The following is a 20,419-nucleotide window of genomic DNA, read 5'->3' as shown; positions in this document are numbered from 1 at the left end:
CCGGCGCGATGCCTGATCCCGCCACGCTCGATCTTGCCCAGATGATTCTCGGCGCGCTGTCGGGGGTGCTCGTCGGCTTCACGCTCGGTCTCGTCGGCGGCGGCGGGTCGATCCTTGCCGTGCCGTTGATGGTCTATCTCGTCGGGGTGCCGCAGCCCCATGTCGCGATCGGCACCGCCGCACTCGCCGTCGCCGCCAACGCGGCGGCCGGCCTGGCCAATCATGCTCGCGCGGGCAATGTCCGCTGGCCGTGCGGCGCCACATTCGCCGCCGCAGGGGTCGTCGGCGCGCTGGCCGGGTCGACGCTCGGCAAGAGTTTCGACGGCGACAGACTGCTCTTCCTGTTCGCGCTGCTGATGGTCGCGATCGCGGTCATCATGCTGCTCCGGCGCGGGCAAGCGGGCGACCCAGCGGTAAGGATCAGTCGTGAGAATGCCCCGCGTTTGCTCGGTTATGGGCTCGGCAGTGGGGCGTTCAGCGGTTTCTTCGGGATCGGCGGCGGCTTCCTGATCGTGCCTGGCATTGTCGCCGCGACGGGCATGCCGATGATCAATGCCGTCGGCACCTCGCTCGTCGCGGTCACCGCCTTCGGCCTCACCACCGCGGCCAACTATGCGTGGTCGGGTCTGGTCGACTGGCAGCTCGCCGGGCTGTTCATCAGCGGCGGCGCGCTGGGTAGCTGGCTCGGGATGAAAGGAGCGCAGCGGCTCTCGGCGCGCTCGGGACGGCTCAACACGCTGTTTGCGGTGCTCGTTCTGGCCGTCGCCGCCTTCATGCTCTATCGCAGCGCGGCTGCAATGCTCGGCTGACGCGTTACGTCAGCCTGTGGCGTACGTAGCATTGCTGATTCCGGAACCGATAGCAGACGTCCAGACCCTTCGCTCAAGGAGGATAGCCATGCGCTACGAAGTTCCCGAGGATTCGAGTATGTCGCCCGAGGGCCATTTGCGGTCGGCCTGTCTGCAGAGCTGGCAAATCCCCGTGTCGCTAATGATGCTCTGGTGGAATAGCGCGGCGATGCTATGGCCTTCGTTCAGCTCGAGCGCCCATCATCATGGTAACCATGAACAGCTTGCGATACCCGAGCCGCTCGATGCGCAAGAAGCGCCTTCGCTCTTTGCGTGAGAAGCGGCGCTCTCAACCCGTTCCGCCGGCTGACAAGCCGCGTCCCATGGCGGTTCCGATGATCCGCGAGCTGGCACTTTCGACTGTCATGGTGACGTTCACCGTATTGATCCATGGGGCCGGTTTGGTTCTGCTCGCTCGGCTTCTCCGGCTCGAGACGCATGGTAATAGCCCGGGACATCTTCATCCCGCATCGATAAGCGAGCTTGGAAAGCTACTCTTTGCCGTTCTGGCCTTGATCGGAACGCATGGCGTGGAAATCTGGCTCTATGCGCTGCTTTATCTTGCGATCGGTGCGATCAACACGTTGCACGATGCGGTGTATTTTTCGACGATAACTTATGGCGCGATCGGTTATGACGATGCGGTTATGGCCGAACGATGGCGTCTCGTGTCGGCGATCGAGGGCATCAACGGCATCTTGATGATCGGCTGGTCGACGGCTTTCCTCATTCGCGTCGTCGGTCTCCTTCGTCGGGTTTGAAAACATCGCCGGTTGGCCAGCAACGACTTGGACAAGCCGTAATGGCGTGGCAGAAACAGGTGCGATGAGCGAACCAGAAATCCTGATTTGTCCGATATGCGACGCCGCGAACCGCGTTCCGCGCGTGCGGCTGGCTGACGCGCCGCGCTGCGGCAAATGCAAAGCCGCTCTGTTCGAGGGCAAGCCGCTGGCGCTCGACGCGCGCCGTTTTGACCGGCTGATCCGTACGGGCAGCCTGCCGGTGCTTGTCGATTTCTGGGCCGAATGGTGCGGCCCCTGCAAGGCGATGGCCCCGACCTTCGCCGCCGCCGCGGGCGATCTCGAGCCCGGCTTCCGTCTCGTCAAGATCGATACCGAGGCAGAACAGACGCTCGCCCATCGCTATGCGATACGGTCGATCCCGACACTCATGCTCGTCGTCGGGGGACGCGAGGTGGCGCGCCAATCGGGCGTGATGGACCGCGCATCGCTGGTTCGGTGGGCGCGTGTGGCCGCGGCAGGCTGATCCCGCGCGAAGCCGATCGTTCAGTCGCCGCGCCCGACGTTGAGGACACGCTTGAGCGCTTCGAGAGGGAACAGGACGAAAATGGCAGTTGCCGCCAGCGCGGCGGCGAGAATTATGCGCCGCGCGCTGTAGGGAGACTACGTCATCCGCGCCGCGATCATCCGTCGCCGCGGACCAGTCGCTGCACCGCATCGACAAGAGCATGTTCGCGAAGGGGTTTATCGAATATGACCGCGAACCCCGCAGCGGTCGCCCGGTCCGCAAGTTTAGGCGAACTGTGGGCGGAAATCAGGATCGCCGGATCCATCCAACCACTCACGCGCATAGCCTGCAGCAACGCGATGCCATCGGTTTCCGCGAGGCGATAATCGGCGACCAGGCAGGCGGGAGGGTGCATTGCCGCATCGGCGAGCCCCTGCGCCGCCGTAGGGAAGGCCGCCGCATCGAAGCCGCGCCCGGTCAGCAGCAACAGGAGCGAACGCCGCGCGCCCGGATCATCTTCAACGATGAGAATGCGCCGGGCGTTCGGTCTTTCAGGCACGGTCTGATCGTTCATACTCGGGCGTCCGGGAAAGAGTCTTTCTGGCGCATCGACCATGCCAAGTTGTGACTGTATCCGCGCGCAGGCGCCGCGATGGTGCTGCGCGTCGTCGGGATCGATCGGCTCTGATCGCCACGCCACCTGACGTCGCGCGACGGATCAGTGAGCGAGAAGAAGCGGAAGCTTGCTGTCACTCAACATCCGCTTGGTTACGCCGCCGAAGGTTTCCCGCAGTCGTCCGCGGCCATATGCGCCCATCACGATAAGGTCGGCTCGCCAAGCGTCGCTTTCCCCGGTGATCGACGCGTCGGCCCGGCCCTCCGCCCGCTCGGCGATTTTCACCGCCGCGTGGATTCCGTGGCGCGACAGATAAGCCGCCGCCGTTTCGGGATCGTTGCGCATATCGTCGTCAATCACTTCACGCGCCATGAAGATTTCGACCTCGCAGGCGAGCGCGAGGATCGGGACTGCAGCGCGCAGTGCCGCGGCGGCTGAGCGACCGCCGTCCCACGCGACAAGCACGCGATCGACGGCGAAGTGTTCGAGGGTTTCGGGAACCGCTAGGACCGCCGCGCTGGTGCGTTCGATGATGCGGCTCGAAATGTCGCGCATGTCCGGGAGCGGATAGCCATCGAGGGCGCGATTGAGGACGATGAGATCGGCGAGATCGGCAGCCTCGAGGACCGAGGTGGCGATTTCGCCGCTGACATCGGCCCAGCTCCAGCTGACATCCTCGCGCGACAGTCGATCGGTCAGATCGGCCTTGTTCTTCGCCTCGCTGCCGCGCTCGTCGAACAGGACGACGCTCTCGCCAAAGCCCATGACAGCATTGCCGGCCATGACGGGATAGGGCGTCACGTCGATACAGGCGAGATGACCTTCGACGGCGCGCGTCACGTCGAGCGCAGCCTGCAATCGGGCTTCCTGGCCATCATCATGATGCACCAGCAACAAGATATTTTTCATGGCCGATTCTCCTTCTCGTTGGAGGCCGAAAATAGGACGCTCGCCTGTGACGCGATATGCGCAATGATACGGATAAGAAGCAGACGCCCGTTGCCGGAGCGGCCGCAGTGAGCCCCGTCGGGACGGGGTGTCAGGATTGAACGGTCAAATGGTCTTCGACCTTGGTCACGCCGGGCGCCGACCACGCGGCGCGCTCGGCAATGCAGCGTTCGTTCCAAGCGTGGACCTTTCCGCTGAGCTTCACCGTCCCGCCATCGGTGGTCACCGTCACCGCTGCCGCGTCGAGATCGGCCTGCCGCTTGAACGCCGATACGATGCGATCCTTGACGTCGGCGCGCGCCGGCAGCTGATTGACGTTGATCAGGTTGGTCACCCCGACGACGCCCGAGACGCGGCTGGCAGCCTTGCGCGCTTCGTTGCTCTGGAAGAACCAGTCGACGGTGCCGGACAGCGTCACCCAGCCATGCTCGACCTTGACCTTTACCGTGTCGGCAGGAATCGAGATGGTCCAAGCAATTATGTCGACAATCCGCTTGGCGATTTCATGATCCGCCATTTTGCTGTCGGAAGCGAGGCGGACATTGATTTCCTCGGCGATTGCTCGCACGCCAGCGACGCGGCGCACCGCTTTTTCGGCTGCGAGCTTTTCGGTGAAATTCTTCACATAGCCCGAAAGGGTCACGACCCCGTCGGTCACGGCAACACCGATATCTGCATGATCAACGGCGGGTTCCCATTCGAGTTCGGCCATCACGTCGTGCTGCAGCTGGCTGTCGGACTTTTTCATCATTTGTCTCCTGAACATATGGGAAGAAGGCAGCGCTGCGAGGCATCCGGGTCGCGTTCAGCCTCGCAGCGCTGTATCCCCGATCGAAATGACGCCGTCCGATGCCGGACGGTGCCAAGATGGGTCTAGGGATCGGCTTGGCAGAACCGTTCACGAGAAAGTCTGCAAAGATCCGTTCCATGCCGAGCATGGTACGATCCCCTCCCAGGCCGCAGCCTGACGTCTTCCAGAGTCCGTCGTGTTGGTCTTTCCAAGAGCAAATAATCTGATCGGATTGCGATGTTCGGCCTATTCGCATTCTTCCGTAAGGGTTTTGCCTGACGATAAGACAAAGCGGCGTTATCGCGCCTAACGCAGCATTCCCGGTTCAGCGCCGCTCCTGGTTGAGATAAACCCAGCCTTTTGAAATGGCAGTGCTAGCGGGCAAGCCGTGCCCCTTGGGCGACGACATTCATTCCGACGGGGGTTCGCCGCTGTCGTCCTCGATGCGAAACGGCGCGGCGGCGTCCGAGCGAAGCGAGTCGCCAGTAATCACCACATTGGCACCGGACCCGAGCAGAGGTTCGACCGCGGCGCGGAACTCGGCGGCGACATGGACGCGCCCCGCGAAACTTTCCTCTCGCGACATCGCAAGCAGCGCAGGCAAATGGACACGGACCCACCCGCCATTTGGTGCCTCCGCGTCTTGCCGCACAAAGACCGAGGTGCCGTTCACTGGCCCGTCGATCCGGGCCGGCGCCGAGCCGATCGCAGTCCCGTTGCGAAGGACGACGACACGCTGGTCGGCCGCGCTGATTATGACCGACACCGGTCCTGACGCGGCGCGCTCCGGATGCCATTCGAAAGTCCCGCCAGAGCCATCGACGCTGTCCCACGCCATGCGGTCGGCGGGTGCGATGCGAGGAACGGCGGCCGCATCGGTAATGATGACGGTCATGCCCAGCCGGGTCACACCATAGAGCAGGCGCGCGAATTCGTGCGGCAGGCGAATGCAGCCGTGCGACGCCGGATAGCCGGGTAGATTGCCGCCGTGCAGTGCAACACCGCCCCAGGTGAGCCTCTGCATATAGGGCATCGGGGCATTGTCGTAGATGCTCGAATAATGTTCGACCTTACGCTGCAGTATGGTGAAGACTCCAGTGGGGGTCCGATGGTCGGGCCGCCCGGTCGAAACCGTCGTAATCGCGATAGGAATGCCGTTGCGATAGAGCGTCGCCCGCTGGGTCGCCGTGCTGACGATCAGCAGCAGCGGGCCATGCGGCGCGATCTCTGGCGCCCAAAGAAATTCGCCCGGCTCGAGCGCCTGAGCGGCGCCCAGCACCGTTTCGCCGCTGGCCGACGCCTGCGCAATCGACGCCGTGGGCAATAGCGCACCGCCGATCAGGATTGCCATCCGCACGGCACGCATCATGTCTGTACGTCGCCAAGGCCAGCATGCAGCAGCCTTTCGGGGCAAAGTGCCATCATCCTGCCGCCAACTCCATCGCGCGTTGATCACGGATCACCACTTCGCGACGCGAGGGCAGGTCGAGCAGCCCGGCAGCCCGCATCCGCGTCAATTGCCGGCATGTCGTTTCGACCGTCAGCCCCAATATGTCGGCGATCTGCTGGCGCCCGAACGGCAGTTCAAAGCCCGCCTCGCGCCCGATGACGCCGCGGTGGCCTGACAGGCGTTCGGACATTTCCAGCAGGAAGGACGCTACCTTCTCGCCAGCCGATTTGCGGCCGAGCAACATCATCCAGTAGCGCGCCCGGTCGAGCTCATCGAGCGTTCGTTGCAGAAGCTTTTGCTGGAGATGCGGATGCGCTCCGGCGAAGGCGTCGAAGCTGTTGCGATTGTAGATGCAGACCTCGGCATCGGTCATCGCGGTGACGCGGTAGGGGCTTTCCTTGCCGAATGGCCGGCCAATGAAGTCGGAGTGGAAGACGATCCCGACGATCTGCTCGCGCCCGTCGGCGGCGGCGACGACGAGTTTAAGCACGCCTTTCAGCACATTTGCCACCAACGGAACGTCATCGCCTTCCCACAACAACGTGTGCCCTGCCTTCACGCGCTGCCGGCGTCCCATCCGGCCGAGTTCGGCCAGTTCCCCGGCGTCCAGGCTCGCGCATATGGCGCGGCCGCGCACTGGGCAGGACGAACAGTCGCTCACGATGGGGAGCCGCGACGGGACGGGATACTGGCGGGCACGTGGTTCATGCCTTGCCTTCTATGCGAGTCCGGCGACCGCGTGAGTCAGGAACAGTACGTATTAGGAATAGCGGTCCGCCGGCCCATGCTGGCGACGCGGGAAGGTCATTCCCGAGGGTCCATGTCCGCGCCGAAATGTCGCGGCGCAGCGGTGCGAGGCAGTATGAGCGACGATCTTTCGGTGACATTTCATGGCGCCGCCAACACGGTCACCGGATCGTGCATGGAATATTGCCATGACGGCAAGCGCCTGCTTGTCGATTGCGGACTTTTCCAGGGGTCGCGCACGCTGGAAGCGCTCAATCGCAGCCCGTTCGCCTTTTCAGCAAACGATGTCGACGCCATTATTCTCACGCACGCCCATATCGACCACAGCGGCCTGCTGCCGCGGCTCGTCGCCGATGGGTTCGACGGCGATATCTGGTGCACCGCGCCGACATCCGATCTGCTCGAATTTATGCTCGCCGATGGCGGACGCATTCAGGAAAGCGATGCTGCGCGGCGCAACCGCCGCCGCGATCGGGCCGGTCAGCCGCCTTTCGAACCGCTTTACACCGAGCAAAACGGCCTTGCGGCCTGGCGACAGAGCAAGGCCGTCGATCTCGAACAATGGTTCGAACCGGTTCCAGGGTTTCGCGCCCGGCTCTGGAATGCGGGACATATTCTGGGTTCTGCTTCGGTCGAACTGGAGATCGCGGGCGTCCATCTTCTGTGCTCGGGCGACCTTGGTCCCGAGAACAAGGCTTTCCATCCCGACCCGCAGAGCCCGGCAAGCTTTGATCATGTCGTCTGCGAGGCCACCTATGGCGACCGCAAGCGCGATCACCTGACGATCGAGGAAAGGCGGCGTCTGCTGGGCGCCGAAGTTAAAGCGGCGCTTGCTCGCGGCGGCAATCTCGTGATTCCCGTCTTCGCACTCGAACGGACTCAGGAACTGCTGCTCGACCTCGCCGCGCTCATCGACGCCAAGCAAATGGCCGCTGCGCCCATCTTCATCGATTCCCCACTGGCGAACCGCGCGACCAGCGTCTTTGCCAAATATGCCGAAGCCCTCGAAGACCTCAACGGCGCGGTCTTCGACCATCCGGCCTTTCACTTCGTCGAAGATGTGAACGCCTCTATCCGCCTCAACAGCGTGTCGGGAGCGATCATCCTTGCTGCCTCGGGCATGTGCGAAGGTGGGCGTATCCGCCATCATCTCAAGCATAATCTCGCCCGGCGGGAATCGACGATCCTCTTTGTCGGCTATCAGGCCGAGGGGTCGCTCGGACGCATCATCGTCGATGGAGCGACGCGCGTGCGCCTCTCGGGCGAGGACATTGCCGTGCGTGCGCAGATCTGCCGCATTGACAGCTATTCCGCGCACGCCGACCAAGACGACCTGCTCGCCTGGCTCGACGCGCGCCAACCGATCGCCGGCAGCCTCTTTTTGTCGCACGGCGAAGGACCTGCAATCGAAGCGCTGCGGCACCTGACGCAATCGCGCGAATATGCTGCGACGATCGTCACCCCCGCGATGGGGGAAACCTATCGTCTTTCTGCCGGGAAGCCGGCAAAGCGGACCAAGACCGGCGACCCGGCGCTACAGGCGGCGATCGGGCGCGACTGGCAGAATAGCTACGCCGACTTCGCGACCAACCTGAAAGCCGAACTGGCCCAGATCGAAGACGCTGCCACACGCGCGAAAGCGGTCACGGCAATGCGCGAGGTGCTCGTGCGGTATCAGCAGGTACGCTCAGCCCGACAGGGGCGAACCAATCCTCGCCCTTAAGGGGAATTGCGTAGCGACGGGGCCTCGGTTTCGCCGCATCACAGGGGGCACGCCGGGCGCTCGACGCCGTCGTGAGCGGCATTTCTCGCCGCGCAGATCGAAGAGGAAATATAATGAGCGAAGTCGGCCACGATCTCCACGCCCTGTTTCCAGGGGATGCGTTGCACCTGCATGCGCTCAAGGTCGAAAGCGGGCCCTTTCGCGGCCTCGCCGAGCGTCATCACCTTTTGTCGCGCGAGATCACCAGGATCGAAAGCGGCCTCGAAGCCGCCTCGGACGAGCGGCTCGAAGACCTCAAGAAGCAGCGGCTCGACCTGCTCGACCATGTCGCCGCCATGATCGCCGAACGGAAGGGCAAATGATGCCTGGAACCGACGCCGTGCGGGACAGACTTGAAGCGCGCCTCGCCGCGCTCGGCGCGCGCGTCGAACGGATCGAGGAGGCGCAGCGCGAACCGCTCGATGACGATTTGTCCGAACAGGCGGTGGCACGCGAGGACGATGAAGCGCTCGACGGCATCGAACGCGCCGCGATCGAGGATATCGCGCACATCAGGCAGGCCCTCGCCCGGCTCGACGCTGGCACCTATGGTCAATGCGTGGCCTGCGGCGAGGTTATCGCCGAAGCGCGGCTCGATGCCCTGCCTAATGCTACCCGCTGCATCAATTGCGCGCACGACGCCGACGGCTGACGAATCGGGCCCCATCGGGGCGTCCACGGCCGGCTCGGCGGCTCGCTACAGCGTCAGGAGGCGTGTGTGTCCGAGCTCGGGACGAATTTCTTCAAGCCGGATCAATGGCCCGTCCTTGCCGGGCTGGGCATGTCGCTCGGGCTGGGCCTGCTGATCGGCATCCAGCGCGGCTGGACGCTTCGTCACCAAGTCGACGGCAGCCGCTTTGCCGGCATCCGGACCTTTGGCCTTCTGGGACTCGCGGGAGGCCTCGCCGGAGTATTGGGATCGACCGATCGTACAGCGGCAATGATCGTATTCGCCGTCGCCGCGCTACTCGTCCTTTTCGGATATGCACGGACCGGGCGACGAAACGGCAGTGTCAGCGGCACGGCGGGCCTGGCCGCACTCATCGCGCTCGTCTGCGGCCTTCTTGCGACGCGGGGCGAGGGACAAATCGCCGCAATCGTCGCCGTCGGCACCACGCTCCTCCTGACGCTGCGACCGCAGCTTCATCGCTGGGTCGAAGGCCTTACTGAATCCGAAGTAAGCGCGATCGCGCGCTTCGCACTGATCGCGCTCGTCATTCTTCCGCTGCTGCCCGATCGTCATCTTGGACCTTATGAGGCCTGGAATCCGCGTCAGCTCTGGCTTGTTGTGGTGTTCGTTTCAGGCTTTTCCTTCGCGGGCTATATCGCGAGCAAACGTCTCGGCGCGACGCCAGGCACGCTGGCAATGGCCGCCACCGGCGCGATGGTGTCCTCGACGGCAGTTACGACGGCTGGCGACGCGCCTGCGCGACAATGACGAAAACGCGGCGACGCTGGTTGCCGGCATTGCTATCGCGTCGGCGGTGATGCTGGTGCGTGTCATCCTTCTCGTCGCGCTGATCGCTCCGGTCGCGCTTGCGTCCCTGGCGCTCGTGATAGCCCCTGCAGCGCTGGTCAGCATTGCCGCCGCGGTCTGGGGGCTGCTGACCGCACGGCGCGCACCTGCGGTCCCGGCGAGCGCCGTGACGGTGCGCAATCCGCTAAATTTCGGGCCGGCGCTCGTCCTGACCGGATTGGTTATGGTCATGGCGCTGCTCGCACGCTGGTTGATGACAAGGATCGGCGAGTCCGGCCTGGCGATCATTTTGGCCATCTCGGGGATCGCCGATGTCGATGCGGCGATCATCACGATCGGGGGCCTGCCTGCTGGCGTATTCGACGAGCGGACGGCCGGGTTGGTGGTAGCCGCGCCTGTTTTGGCGAACAACCTGCTGAAAGCCGCGATCCCGCCCATGCTCTTGCGGTCGCGTCGCGGCTGGGTCGCCTCGCTCCCGCTCTTGGCGAGCGTCGTTGCTGGATTGGCAATGGTCCCGTTTTTGCTCCGGTAAACGATGCTGGCGCCGGCGAGATGGCAGGCTCCGCACCGCCGCCGATCGCATGCTGCGCAGTTGAGGATCGGCCGCTGTTGCAACCGCACGGTCCCGAAACGCCCTGCACTTGCCTGGCCTCGTGCAGCCAGCAACTTCGGTCGTCCCCACGCTATGCCGATGCCGCTTGGCACGCAATTGGCAGCGACGCGGATAAGTAGTTTTCCGCATGTGGGCAGCAAGACGCCGCGACTAACCGTTTCAGACCACCAACGAGAAAGGTTGCTGATCATCAAGGACGATTTTGCCTATCGCGCCTCCGCCAGCGAAAACGGTCGCATGCGCTCATTCCTACGTGCGCTTGGGCCCGGGCTCGTCACCGGGGCGGCCGACGACGATCCGAGTGGGATCGGCACGCATAGCCAGATCGGCGCCGCCTTCGGATACGGGCTTTCCTGGACATTTGTTCTCAGCTTCCCGCTTATGGTGGCGATCCAGCAAATAGCCGCTGAAATCGGTCGTGTGACTGGCGCCGGGATCGCCCGAAATCTGCGCCGCCATTATCCGCGCCCGCTTTTATGGATGGTGGTCTCGCTGCTCCTTGCCGCCAACATCATCAATCTTGGCGCCGACCTCAGTGCCATGGGTGCTGCGCTAGCGCTGCTCGCGGGCGGAAGCAGTGGATTCTATACCTTGCTGTTCGGCATCCTATGTATCGTCCTTGAAGTTGGGCTGAGCTATCCGCGCTATGCGGCGATCCTCAAATGGTCGACGCTCAGCCTTTTTACCTACGTCGCCGTGCTGTTCGTCGCGCATGTTCCTTGGGGAACGGCGCTCAGGTCGATGCTTGTTCCCGATATCCGCTTTAGCGCCGCCTATGCCACAGCCTTCGTCGCCATCCTCGGCACGACGATACGGGCCTTCTCGCTGTACCCGTGCTGGCCGGCTCGGCTGCCTATGCCGTGACCGAGATGGCGGGGCTTGCGGGAAGTCTCGATGCAAAGCCGCTGTCGGCAAGACTGTTCTACGGCACAATCGCCGCGACCACATTGGCAGGAGCCTCGCTCAATGCGGTTGGAATAGACCCCGCGCGGGCGCTCTATTGGGCCGCCGTTGTCAATGGCGTACTGGCCGCACCGCTGATGATCGTGATGATGCTGATTGCACGCAACAGGCGCGCCATGGGTCGGTTGACCATTTCGCGGGCCCAGCATTGGGCGGGCTGGGCGGCAACGGCGGTCATGACGGGTGCCTCGCTGCTGTTCCTCGGATTTACGGTAGCTCAAGCAAGCTGACCCTTACGGACAGACCGGACAATCCCACAATCAGAAGACTGTCAGGCGGGTCGATGGGTTTCGAGCTTGCCGCGCTGCGGAAGTACGAACGCGAGTAGCGCGGCGAGCGTCGGCGCGCCCAGTTTTCGCATCGCGCGCGCACGATGGATTTCCACGGTGCGGTGACTGATACCGAGTTCCTGACCGATCTGCTTGTTGGTCAGCCCCCGGATGAGACCCGCAACCACCTCGCGTTCGCGATCGGTCAGGTCGCCGATCGACGGTTTCGGGCGTGACGGGCTTTTCATATGCGGGCAGGTTTTCGAGCCATAGCCGCTCTTAGATCGAGAAACGCTGCGCCGCGCTACGTATTGGTCCCTATATTCAGGCTCCCAGCCCGGCAGCGAAAGCAAGTCGGAGGGCATCCGAGAGGCTGCGCACTTCGAGCTTTGCCATCAGATTGGCGCGGTGCACCTCGACCGTTCGCGGCGAGATGCCGAGATCATAGGCGATCGTCTTGTTCGGCAGGCCTTGCGCGAGCCCGTCGAGCACCTCGCGCTCGCGCGGCGTCAGCACACCGAGCACGACATTGGCCTCGGCGGTGCGCGCCGCTGCCCCGTCGGCTTTCTCCAGGCGGTCGAACGCCGTTTCAATTGCCGCGATGAGCACCGCTTTCTCGAACGGTTTCTCAAGGAAATCGACTGCACCCGCCTTCATCGCTCGCACCGCAATCGAGACGTCGGCATGGCCAGTCAGGACGATTACCGGCATGGTGACGCCGCGCTCGAGCAAGGCCTGCTGTACTTCGAGCCCGTCCATGTCGGGCATGCGCACGTCGAGCAGGACGCAGCCCGCTTCGATGTGCCGGACTTCCTTCAGGAAGGCGACGCCGGTCGCCCAGGTTTCGACCGCATATCCCGACGTCTTGAGCATGAAGCTCGCCGAGCGCCGGATGGCGTCCTCGTCATCGACGATGTGGACCAGTTTTCTATCCGGCATCCCGGTCCCCCGCATTCGCGCTCACCAGGGTGAAGTGGAATTCAGAGCCGCCATCGGCGCCCGCCTCCATCCAGATGCGTCCACCATGCGCTTCGACGATCGTCCGGCAGATCGACAGCCCTAACCCCATGCCTTCGGTTTTGGTGCTGACGAAGGCGGTGAAGAGTTGTTCGGCGACCTCCGGAGCCACACCGGGACCGGTATCGGCGACGATCACGCGGACATAACCGGGCTGGTCGGGCTGGCTCGACACGGTCAAGCGGCGCTCCCGGCTTGCCGACATGGCCTCGACCGCGTTGCGGATGAGATTGATCAGCACCTGCTGGATCTGCACCTTGTCGACGAGAACTGGCGACGCATAAGGATCGAGGTCGAAGCGGGGTTCGACCCCTTTTTCGCGTGCCCCCATCAATCCCAGCACCGCTGCCTCGTTGATGAGAGCCGGCAATTTCTCGATCGTCTTTTCGACCTCTCCGCGCGCGACGAAATCGCGCAGTCGGCGCACGATATGCCCGGCGCGCAGCGCCTCCTTGGCGGTATCGTCAAGCGCCTCGCGGATCATCGGATGATCGTAGGGTTCGGGCTTCGCGAACATGTCGCGGATCGCCTCGACATAATTGGCGACAGCGGTGAGCGGCTGGTTCAGCTCGTGGGCAAGCGTCGACGCCATTGTTCCCATCGCGCTGACCCGCGAGACGTGGATGAGCTCGGACTGCAACGCTTCGAGCCGTGCCTCGGTATTCTGGCGTTCGGTGAGGTCGCGAATGAAGCCGGTGAATAGCGGATGCACCTCGCCAGTCGCCTCGCCGATCGAAAGTTCCATCGGAAAGGTCGAGCCATCCTTGCGCTGTGCGAAGACGACGCGTCCGATGCCAATGATCCGCTTCTCGCCCGTCGCGAGATAGCGCTCGATATAACCATCGTGGCGATCGCGGTCGGGCGAGGGCATGAGGGCGCTAACGTTGGCGCCGAGCAACTCCGCTTCACTGTAGCCGAACAAGCGCTCGGCCGCGGCGCTGAACGACAGGATCTTGCCCTGGTCGTCGATGACGACCATCGCGTCGGGGACCGTAGACAGGATCGAGCGCAAATGGCTTTCCTGCGCCCGCAGCGCATCCTCGGTCGCGCGGCGGCTGGTGATGTCCGACACCACCGTAGCGAATCCGCGCAGAGCGCCGTCGTCACGGTGAAGGGCGGTAATCGAGATTTGAGCCAGAAAGTCCGACCCGTCCCGGCGGACCAGCCATTCTTCGGCTTCCAACCTGCCACGCCGAGCGGCCTCCGCGAGATGTTCGGCGGGTTTACCGGCATCGACGGCGTCCGAAGGGTAGAAAATCGCGGTGTCGCTTCCGACCGCGTCTTTTTCCGACCAGCCGATCAGCCGGTGCGCACCCTGGTTCCAGGTGGAGACCTTGCCCGTCGCATCGAGCAGGCAGATGGCATGGCCTTGCACGCCATCGAACAACAGGCTGAGTTCCTCGGCCACGATTTCCGCGCCGACGGCACCGCGCGGCGCAGGACGATCATCATTCGGCATGCCGAAGCGCTTCCTAGCCAGACTCTTCCGCGTTCGCGCCGCCCAAATGCGGTGGTAGAGATCGGTTCAAGTCTGTCGCAATAGTCGCTGTCTCCACCGCGCGAATTCGCCGTTCCATCCGCGTCAATGCACACCGACGGCGGAAGGATACACCATTCTTAACATGCGCAACACCCTCGCATTGCCGTGCCGATGCGTTGTACAACTCTCGTCGGAACGGCCACGCCTCAAGCGGTAGAAGCGCCGCCGTCTCGTTGGTGCCGGCTCTAACCGCCGTTCATCGGCTGGCCTCCCACGGGGGGAGGGGCAAACTTCAATAGCGCGATCTGCATTGGAGAGCCACGAAGGCCGTAGGTTGAGACTCCGGGCCGAGCACGGCGTGACGGCAACGTCTCGCAAGTCGCGGTAACAAGGCGGTTAGCCTTGGGCTTTCACTACAGGTAGCGGAACCCGCATTCTGGCTGGGACCGCGTGGTGCGCGACGCAGTCTGCACCGGACGGGTCTCGCACCGGAATTCCCTGCATTGCAGGGTATTTGCAGGGAATTTCGCAATCCATCCCCAGATTCAGTCAGCTGTGGGCATTAGGAACGGCTGATTCCCTAGCCTGTGATTGTATATTTCCCTAAGACGCGATGCAGGGAATTTATGATGGCAATCAGCTCGCAAAAACCCAAAACACCCTCGTCGCCGTTTGAACCGCCGGTGGTCGAGCCATCGTTGATCGACGGCGTGATGGAGGATCTCGGCATGAGCTTGTCGCCGGATGCTCAGCATATCCGCCAAGCGCTCGTCGCCCATGTAAATGCCTTCGCCCTTGGCAGATTTTTGGGATTCAACTCTCCGTCGATTCATGAAGACGCAAACCGAGCACGAGAAATGGCTCGATTGATCGGCAGGTTGCGCGACGAGGCCGGTCAAATCTCTCCGGTGATGCAAGTGCTGTTCGATGTCCGCTTTTCAGAACTGAAAGGCGGAGCAGGGGCCCAGGCCAATCTGTTCGCTGATCTCGCCGTGTTTCAAAAAGATGCTCGCCCGCTTTGGCGAGGCTTCGTTCGCGAAGAACCGGAAGGACAATGTACTGCGAGACGCCATTGGCGGTTTGATGCTGTACCTGGAGACGCTGACGGGCAAGCGCGCCACCGTTCAACGCGGTCAATCCAATTTTGCAAAACCGCCGCGGCTCAGTTCACCCGAAGCTCGTTCGATTGGGGCGCTATTGCGTGTCGTCGAGCCACCGCTTGCCGACACAACCATCGTCAACAAGATTGTCGAAATCAGAACGACCCATCGTGGCCGGCCACTTACGGAATTTGAACACAAGTTGCTGCTTGGTGGCCACGTCACCCATTTTTGATGCGAAATTTCTAAGTCCGCATTTCGGGGTTAGCATTTGCTTCGCGCAGTCGAGAAATTGGCGTCAGTAGAGATGCTCCATTGTGAGGAGCAACGTAATGACGTTCGACAACCCAAGCATCGAAATGATGCCGCGCAAAGGGCTGAAGCCCAACCCGACCAACGCGCGCAAACATGACGACAAGCAGTTGGCCCAGATCGCGGCAAGCATCGAGCGTTTCGGCTTCCTCGTGCCGATCATCATCGACGACGATGACATGATCGCGGCAGGCCACGGGCGCTGGGAAGCCGCGGGGCGATTGGGTATCGAGGCCGTTCCAACCATTCGGGCGCGCTTTTTGACCGACGCCGACCGCCGTGCCTTCGCACTCGCGGAGAACCGCATCGCAGAGCTGAGCAGCTGGGATGAGGATCTGCTCGCCAACGAGTTGAGCATTCTGTTTGACGGGGGATACGATCTAGAGATCACCGGCTTTTCGACGGCTGACCTGGACTTTTCGCTGCCCGAAGAGGTGGTCAAAGACAAAGCAGAAGAGATCGAGCTGCCCGATCTCGATGTCCGGCCGGTATCGTGCGAGGGCGATTTGTGGCGGATTGGGCCGCACCGTCTCTACTGCGGCAATGCTCGCAGCGTCGAAAGCTATGAGACGCTGCTGGGCGGTGATCGCGCAGACATGGTGTTTAGCGATCCGCCATATAATGTTCCGAGCGACGGCCACGTGTCCGGGCTCGGCAAGCATCGCCACCGCGAGTTCGCCGAGGCGTCAGGCGAGCTAACCGCCGCTGAATTTACCGCCTTCCTGCGTACCATCTTCCGGAACTGCGTCCGCTTCGCCGCGAACGGTTCGATCCATTATCACTGCATGGACTGGCGACACATCCGCGAGATGCTCGATGCGGCAGATGGCGTGTATTCCGGGTTCAAGCAGCTCGTCGTCTGGAAAAAGCAAAATGCGGGCATGGGAACATTCTATCGCTCGCAGCACGAGCTGCTCTTCGTCTTCAAATCTGGCACCGCCAAACATACCAACAATTTTCGTCTTGGCCAGACCGGACGTTATCGAACCAATGTGTGGGAGCACGCGGGCGCCAACAGCTTCCGCAAGGGGCGTGACCGCGACCTGGCCGCGCACGCGACGATAAAGCCGACGGCGCTTGTCGCCGATGCAATCCTCGACTGCTCCAACCGCGGTGACCTCATCCTCGACCCGTTCAGCGGTTCGGGAACGACGCTGATTGCTGCACACAAAACTCGGCGCCGCGGTGCGGCGATCGAACTCGATCCGCTGCATTGCGACACCAGCATCCGCCGCTTGATGGCGGCCTCTGGTCTCGATGCCATCCGCGAGGACGGCGCCCGCTTCGCCGATCTCGAAGCCGATCTCGCGATCGGCGAGGCGGTGGACCATGGCTGACGGGAAGAGTGATTATGAGGTGGGCTATGGCAAGCCGCCGAAGCACAGCCGCTTTCCGCCGGGGCAGTCGGGTAACCCGAAAGGAAAGCAGAAAGGCAAAAAGGGCCTCAAGACCGACCTCGCCGACGAGCTGGACGCCAAGCAGACGATCCAGATCAACGGCAAGCCGGTCACCGGGCGGCGCCAACAACTGGTTGTCATGGCCCTCGCGGCGCGCGCGGCTGCCGGAGATCTGAAGGCCGCACGAACGCTGCTGCCGCTCATCGTGCAGGTTCTTGGCACCGAAGATCGCGGAACCGAACGGCGCCGTCTGTCGCCGCAGGATCAGGCCATCCTCGACGACATGCTGGGCGAGCTCGGCCATCCCGAGACTGAAGCTGGAGCACGTGGGCAGGATGACCGGCCGCCACCGGCAGACCAGGAAGGCACGAAAGAGGGGGGCGATCATGATGCACCCCAATGATCCAGCGCTCGTCTTGAACGAACTTATGCGGCGCGATTTCCGGGCATTCCTGCGCAAGGCTTTCCCGTCTATCCGCGGCGGCGATCCGATCAGCTGGAACTGGCACCTCGACGCGATCGCCCATGAACTCGACCGGATCGACCGCGGCGAGAATCAACGGCTCCTGGTAACCCTGCCGCCGCGCAACCTCAAATCGATTGCCATATCGGTGGCATGGGTCGCGTGGATGCTCGGGCGCGATCCGCGCCGAAACTTCGTGTGCATCAGCTATTCAAACGAGCTGTCGGGTAAACTTGCGCGCGATTGCCTCGCGATCATGCAGACAGGCTGGTACCGCGAGCTGTTCCCGCGCACGGTCCTGTCGCAAAGCGGTCGGCTTCGGGTGACTTTGAGACCACCCGCGGCGGCGGGCGTCTCGCGACCTCGATCACGGGCACGTTGACCGGGCGCGGCGGCGATATCCTGATCATCGACGATCCGATCAAGCCCGACGAAGCCTATTCTGAAACGACGCGTGAAGCTGTGAACAACTGGTTCCGCTCGACGCTCACTTCGCGGCTCAACGATAAAGCGTCGGGCGCAATCATCACCGTCATGCAGCGGCTTCACGAGCATGATCTCGCCGGCATGCTTCTCGAAACGCCGGGGTGGCGGGAATTGCGCCTGTCGGCCATCGCAGCCGAAGACGAGATCATCGCCCTGCCGCGCGGCAAGATGCATTTTCGCAAGGCGGGCGACATTCTGCACCCCGAGCGCGAGAATCTCGCTGTGCTGGAAGCACAGAAACTTGCGATGGGCTCGCTCGCCTTCGAGGCCCAGTATCAGCAGAACCCGCTTCCCGCCGTCGGCAACATGGTGAAGGGGGAATGGTTGCGAACCTATACCGACGCCGATCTCGCCGCCAGGCCGGGCCACATCATGCAATCATGGGATACCGCCAGCAAAGACGGCGTCCACAATGATTGGTCGGTGTGTATCACCGCCAACGTCTATCATTCTGAAGTCCGCATTCTTGACGTGTTTCGGCGGAAGCTGACGTTCCCCGATCTCAAGCGGCACGCAATCCGCCTGGCCCAGGAATATCGCCCGCAGACGCTGCTGATCGAAGACGCAGCATCGGGGCAGCAGCTGCTTCAGGCGCTGCGCAACGATCAACCCAGAGGCGTGCCGCTGCCGATCCCGCGCCGGCCCGAACTGGACAAGGTATCGCGCATGGCGGGGGCGTCGGGGCAGATCGAAGGCGGACAGTTGCTGCTTCCGCCTGAAGCGCCGTGGCTGCCGGAATTCAAGGCCGAACTGCTTGGGTTCCCGAATGCACGTTTTGATGACCAGGCTGACGCACTGACCCAGCTGTTGAACTGGGTTCTGCGCCAGCAGGGTGTTTCTGGCCTAAGCGCGTTGAGTGTAGGGCCGACCATGTATGTGGCGCATGAAGATGGCACGATCGAGGCCATCGGCGACGACTGGGGCAGCGAAGACGATGGCACCGAGCCTTGGGAATTATATTGAAGCATGCGCGCCTATTTGATGCCGGCCTTCTGCCGATAATCTGCTACCACGCGTGCGATGCCGGCCAATTCCGCAAGCGGTATATCATCGTCCCAGTCGATCCCGCTTTGCGCCTTTAGCCTGAAGGATAAAACGGCACCCGGCGCCGTATTGGTCGATGCCGTTAGTGCCTGTGCTTCCGACCCTTCGAGAGTGATGGCGACGATTTCGCGATAGACGCATAGTCCATAGTCGCACGTGATGATGTCGCGCGATATAACCTCAAGCTCACGCGATACCAGGCGATCACCGATGTTCATATTGGCCGATGTGAACCGGCGCCACTCGCCGCTGTATGTCACCGACTGATAAATCTGCCAGCGCATGACCCCTGTCGGCTTGGCGACAAGGGCACGCACGAAATTGCCCGAGCGGACGCGGGCCGAGAAGCTGCCCTTTTCGTTAAAGCCGTTTGCCGAGGTGATACTGGTCACCACCTCGAACTCGTCGTCGGTGACCTTGGCGGTTCGCGCGAAATGCTCGGCGTTGAGTTTGACGAGTTTCTCCATCCGCTTCTTCTGGTCCTTTTCACTGCGGACAAAATCTGTGGGGTGCGCTGCGTTGTTCGATATTGCCCAAGCACACGGCAGAGCCGCCGCTCGGACACCGGCATCACCGTATTGATATGATCGATACAACGCCGTCGGCGCGCGGGGCTCAGAAGTTTCCCCGGGCGGCCTCCTGCAGGATCAGCTTGTCGAGCGTCAGGTCCGAGATCGCGCGGCGAAGCCGCACATTCGCCTTCTCCAGATCCTTCATCCGACGCGCCTGATCGGTCTTCAGGCCGCCATATTACTTGCACTAACGATAATAGGTCTGTTCGCTGATCGCGATCCGGCGACACGCCTCCGCAATCGTGGCGCCCTGCACCAGCACAACCTCCGCTTCACGCAGCTTATCTCTTCCGGGCGATTCTTCTTGCTCGGCATTCCAAATCTCCTTCGTCATCCAAAATATCATCAGTTTCGGACCACTCAGAAGGGGGCAGATCAGCATCACGCGGGGTTAAGATGTCGAGTTCCAGTATGAGAGCGGCAATTGTGCCTCGTTCAATTGCCGCTCTCGTGCCCGAAGGCAGGCAGGGATGCCCCTGAAACCTCACTGGATCGTGTTAATGACGCGGCAGGTTTCCGGGGCCGAACGGGCAGCGGTGTTCCAGGTCACGGTGTTTCCATTTCTCGCTAGCCGGTTGCCCGCGCTTTCATAGACGCTTCCGGCGTTGCTCGGCGTTTCGCGGAAGGGGATGGCGCGCGCGCCGTTGATGCGGACAAGCGCGCCTTCTCGCAGGTAGCTCACCTGCAGCCGCGTGCCGCGATCGCATTCATAGGTGGTGCCAAGATTCGCCGGCTGCGTGGTCATGCAGCCGGAAAGCAGAGTCGCGGCGATCGCGGCGAATGTTGTGGTGAAAATGCGCATTTGGTTGACCCCTCT

Annotated in this window: 24 protein-coding genes and 2 pseudogenes; 15 read left to right on the top strand and 11 right to left on the bottom strand. The window is 62.6% G+C overall.

Annotated elements, in window-relative coordinates; genetic code table 11:
* Window positions 1-8 precede the first annotated feature (8 nt).
* The 4 genes from IPF76_RS00950 (at window position 9) to trxC (ending at window position 2,114) form a co-directional block, all read left to right on the top strand.
* Window positions 9-809 (top strand): sulfite exporter TauE/SafE family protein, encoded by an 801-nt coding sequence (locus IPF76_RS00950; RefSeq protein ID WP_293838410.1) that lies wholly within the window; start codon window positions 9-11, stop codon window positions 807-809.
* Window positions 810-897: 88 nt separating this feature from the next.
* On the top strand, window positions 898-1,125 hold the full coding sequence (locus IPF76_RS00945) for a hypothetical protein (protein WP_293838406.1): 228 nt from the start codon (window positions 898-900) through the stop codon (window positions 1,123-1,125).
* Window positions 1,094-1,609 carry a potassium channel family protein gene (locus tag IPF76_RS00940; protein WP_293838403.1) on the top strand — a complete coding sequence of 172 codons (516 nt, stop codon included), beginning with the start codon at window positions 1,094-1,096 and terminating at the stop codon, window positions 1,607-1,609. The genes IPF76_RS00945 and IPF76_RS00940 overlap by 32 nt, the downstream gene beginning before the upstream one ends.
* A 64-nt stretch (window positions 1,610-1,673) precedes the next feature.
* Window positions 1,674-2,114, top strand: coding sequence for a thioredoxin TrxC (trxC, locus tag IPF76_RS00935; RefSeq protein WP_293838400.1), 441 nt, complete (start codon window positions 1,674-1,676; stop codon window positions 2,112-2,114).
* A gap of 157 nt (window positions 2,115-2,271) precedes the next feature.
* Here the strand turns inward: trxC and IPF76_RS00930 are convergent, their stop codons facing one another.
* From IPF76_RS00930 to IPF76_RS00910, 5 genes are all read right to left on the bottom strand, one after another.
* On the bottom strand, window positions 2,272-2,655 hold the full coding sequence (locus IPF76_RS00930; protein ID WP_293838397.1) for a response regulator: 384 nt from the start codon (window positions 2,653-2,655) through the stop codon (window positions 2,272-2,274).
* Between the two features lie 159 nt (window positions 2,656-2,814).
* The gene (locus tag IPF76_RS00925; RefSeq protein WP_293838394.1) at window positions 2,815-3,621 is read right to left on the bottom strand and encodes a universal stress protein; all 807 of its coding nucleotides are present in this window, start codon (window positions 3,619-3,621) and stop codon (window positions 2,815-2,817) included.
* 130 nt (window positions 3,622-3,751) lie between these two features.
* Complete coding sequence (locus tag IPF76_RS00920; RefSeq protein WP_293838391.1) at window positions 3,752-4,411, bottom strand: BON domain-containing protein; 660 nt, start codon at window positions 4,409-4,411, stop codon at window positions 3,752-3,754.
* 448 nt (window positions 4,412-4,859) lie between these two features.
* A complete protein-coding gene (locus IPF76_RS00915; protein ID WP_293838388.1) occupies window positions 4,860-5,819 on the bottom strand; it encodes a L,D-transpeptidase family protein in 960 nt (319 codons plus the stop codon).
* Window positions 5,820-5,871: 52 nt separating this feature from the next.
* The gene (locus IPF76_RS00910) at window positions 5,872-6,561 is read right to left on the bottom strand and encodes a Crp/Fnr family transcriptional regulator (protein ID WP_293838385.1); all 690 of its coding nucleotides are present in this window, start codon (window positions 6,559-6,561) and stop codon (window positions 5,872-5,874) included.
* A gap of 201 nt (window positions 6,562-6,762) precedes the next feature.
* Here IPF76_RS00910 and IPF76_RS00905 point away from each other — a divergent pair, with 201 nt between their 5' ends.
* The 6 genes and pseudogenes from IPF76_RS00905 (at window position 6,763) to IPF76_RS00880 (ending at window position 11,692) form a co-directional block, all read left to right on the top strand.
* Window positions 6,763-8,370 carry an MBL fold metallo-hydrolase gene (locus IPF76_RS00905; protein ID WP_293838382.1) on the top strand — a complete coding sequence of 536 codons (1,608 nt, stop codon included), beginning with the start codon at window positions 6,763-6,765 and terminating at the stop codon, window positions 8,368-8,370.
* Window positions 8,371-8,483: 113 nt separating this feature from the next.
* Window positions 8,484-8,732 (top strand): DUF465 domain-containing protein, encoded by a 249-nt coding sequence (locus tag IPF76_RS00900; protein ID WP_293838379.1) that lies wholly within the window; start codon window positions 8,484-8,486, stop codon window positions 8,730-8,732.
* Window positions 8,729-9,061, top strand: a complete 333-nt coding sequence (locus IPF76_RS00895) for a TraR/DksA family transcriptional regulator (protein WP_293838377.1) — start codon at window positions 8,729-8,731, stop codon at window positions 9,059-9,061. The genes IPF76_RS00900 and IPF76_RS00895 overlap by 4 nt, the downstream gene beginning before the upstream one ends.
* Before the next feature lie 129 nt (window positions 9,062-9,190).
* A pseudogene (locus IPF76_RS00890) lies at window positions 9,191-10,418 on the top strand (MgtC/SapB family protein).
* A 261-nt stretch (window positions 10,419-10,679) separates the two neighbouring features.
* Window positions 10,680-11,363 carry a divalent metal cation transporter gene (locus IPF76_RS00885; RefSeq protein ID WP_293838374.1) on the top strand — a complete coding sequence of 228 codons (684 nt, stop codon included), beginning with the start codon at window positions 10,680-10,682 and terminating at the stop codon, window positions 11,361-11,363.
* Window positions 11,333-11,692 carry a divalent metal cation transporter gene (locus IPF76_RS00880; protein ID WP_293838371.1) on the top strand — a complete coding sequence of 120 codons (360 nt, stop codon included), beginning with the start codon at window positions 11,333-11,335 and terminating at the stop codon, window positions 11,690-11,692. The genes IPF76_RS00885 and IPF76_RS00880 overlap by 31 nt, the downstream gene beginning before the upstream one ends.
* Before the next feature lie 41 nt (window positions 11,693-11,733).
* On the opposite strand, the gene IPF76_RS00875 is transcribed toward IPF76_RS00880, so the two are convergent.
* From IPF76_RS00875 to IPF76_RS00865, 3 genes are all read right to left on the bottom strand, one after another.
* Entirely contained in the window at window positions 11,734-11,979 is a 246-nt protein-coding gene (locus tag IPF76_RS00875) for a LuxR C-terminal-related transcriptional regulator (protein ID WP_366498894.1), read from the bottom strand.
* A 76-nt stretch (window positions 11,980-12,055) separates the two neighbouring features.
* Complete coding sequence (locus IPF76_RS00870; RefSeq protein WP_293838368.1) at window positions 12,056-12,670, bottom strand: response regulator transcription factor; 615 nt, start codon at window positions 12,668-12,670, stop codon at window positions 12,056-12,058.
* Window positions 12,660-14,207 carry a PAS domain S-box protein gene (locus IPF76_RS00865; protein WP_293838365.1) on the bottom strand — a complete coding sequence of 516 codons (1,548 nt, stop codon included), beginning with the start codon at window positions 14,205-14,207 and terminating at the stop codon, window positions 12,660-12,662. The genes IPF76_RS00870 and IPF76_RS00865 overlap by 11 nt, the downstream gene beginning before the upstream one ends.
* A 647-nt stretch (window positions 14,208-14,854) precedes the next feature.
* On the opposite strand from IPF76_RS00865, the gene IPF76_RS00860 reads away from it, so the two are divergent.
* The 5 genes from IPF76_RS00860 (at window position 14,855) to terL (ending at window position 18,949) form a co-directional block, all read left to right on the top strand.
* Window positions 14,855-15,523 carry a hypothetical protein gene (locus IPF76_RS00860; RefSeq protein ID WP_293838362.1) on the top strand — a complete coding sequence of 223 codons (669 nt, stop codon included), beginning with the start codon at window positions 14,855-14,857 and terminating at the stop codon, window positions 15,521-15,523.
* 137 nt (window positions 15,524-15,660) lie between these two features.
* On the top strand, window positions 15,661-16,977 hold the full coding sequence (locus IPF76_RS00855) for a DNA methyltransferase (RefSeq protein ID WP_293838359.1): 1,317 nt from the start codon (window positions 15,661-15,663) through the stop codon (window positions 16,975-16,977).
* Complete coding sequence (locus tag IPF76_RS00850; protein WP_293838356.1) at window positions 16,970-17,440, top strand: DUF5681 domain-containing protein; 471 nt, start codon at window positions 16,970-16,972, stop codon at window positions 17,438-17,440. Before IPF76_RS00855 ends, IPF76_RS00850 begins: the two co-directional genes overlap by 8 nt.
* Window positions 17,424-17,882 carry a hypothetical protein gene (locus IPF76_RS00845; RefSeq protein ID WP_293838353.1) on the top strand — a complete coding sequence of 153 codons (459 nt, stop codon included), beginning with the start codon at window positions 17,424-17,426 and terminating at the stop codon, window positions 17,880-17,882. Before IPF76_RS00850 ends, IPF76_RS00845 begins: the two co-directional genes overlap by 17 nt.
* Complete coding sequence (terL, locus tag IPF76_RS00840) at window positions 17,879-18,949, top strand: phage terminase large subunit (RefSeq protein ID WP_293838349.1); 1,071 nt, start codon at window positions 17,879-17,881, stop codon at window positions 18,947-18,949. The genes IPF76_RS00845 and terL overlap by 4 nt, the downstream gene beginning before the upstream one ends.
* A gap of 11 nt (window positions 18,950-18,960) precedes the next feature.
* Here terL and IPF76_RS00835 read toward each other — a convergent pair whose 3' ends face one another.
* From IPF76_RS00835 to IPF76_RS00825, 3 genes and pseudogenes are all read right to left on the bottom strand, one after another.
* A complete protein-coding gene (locus tag IPF76_RS00835) occupies window positions 18,961-19,497 on the bottom strand; it encodes a hypothetical protein (protein ID WP_293838346.1) in 537 nt (178 codons plus the stop codon).
* Window positions 19,498-19,541: 44 nt separating this feature from the next.
* Window positions 19,542-19,917 (bottom strand): annotated as a pseudogene (locus IPF76_RS00830) (transposase); the annotation flags it as partial.
* Between the two features lie 169 nt (window positions 19,918-20,086).
* Window positions 20,087-20,404: an MliC family protein gene (locus tag IPF76_RS00825; protein ID WP_293838343.1), complete on the bottom strand. Its 318-nt coding sequence runs from the start codon at window positions 20,402-20,404 to the stop codon at window positions 20,087-20,089.
* Window positions 20,405-20,419: the final 15 nt, after the last annotated feature.

Origin of the sequence: Sphingopyxis sp. (genome assembly GCF_016704835.1) — a bacterium.
Taxonomy (GTDB): domain Bacteria; phylum Pseudomonadota; class Alphaproteobacteria; order Sphingomonadales; family Sphingomonadaceae; genus Sphingopyxis.
This window is presented reverse-complemented; position numbering and strand designations above follow the sequence as displayed.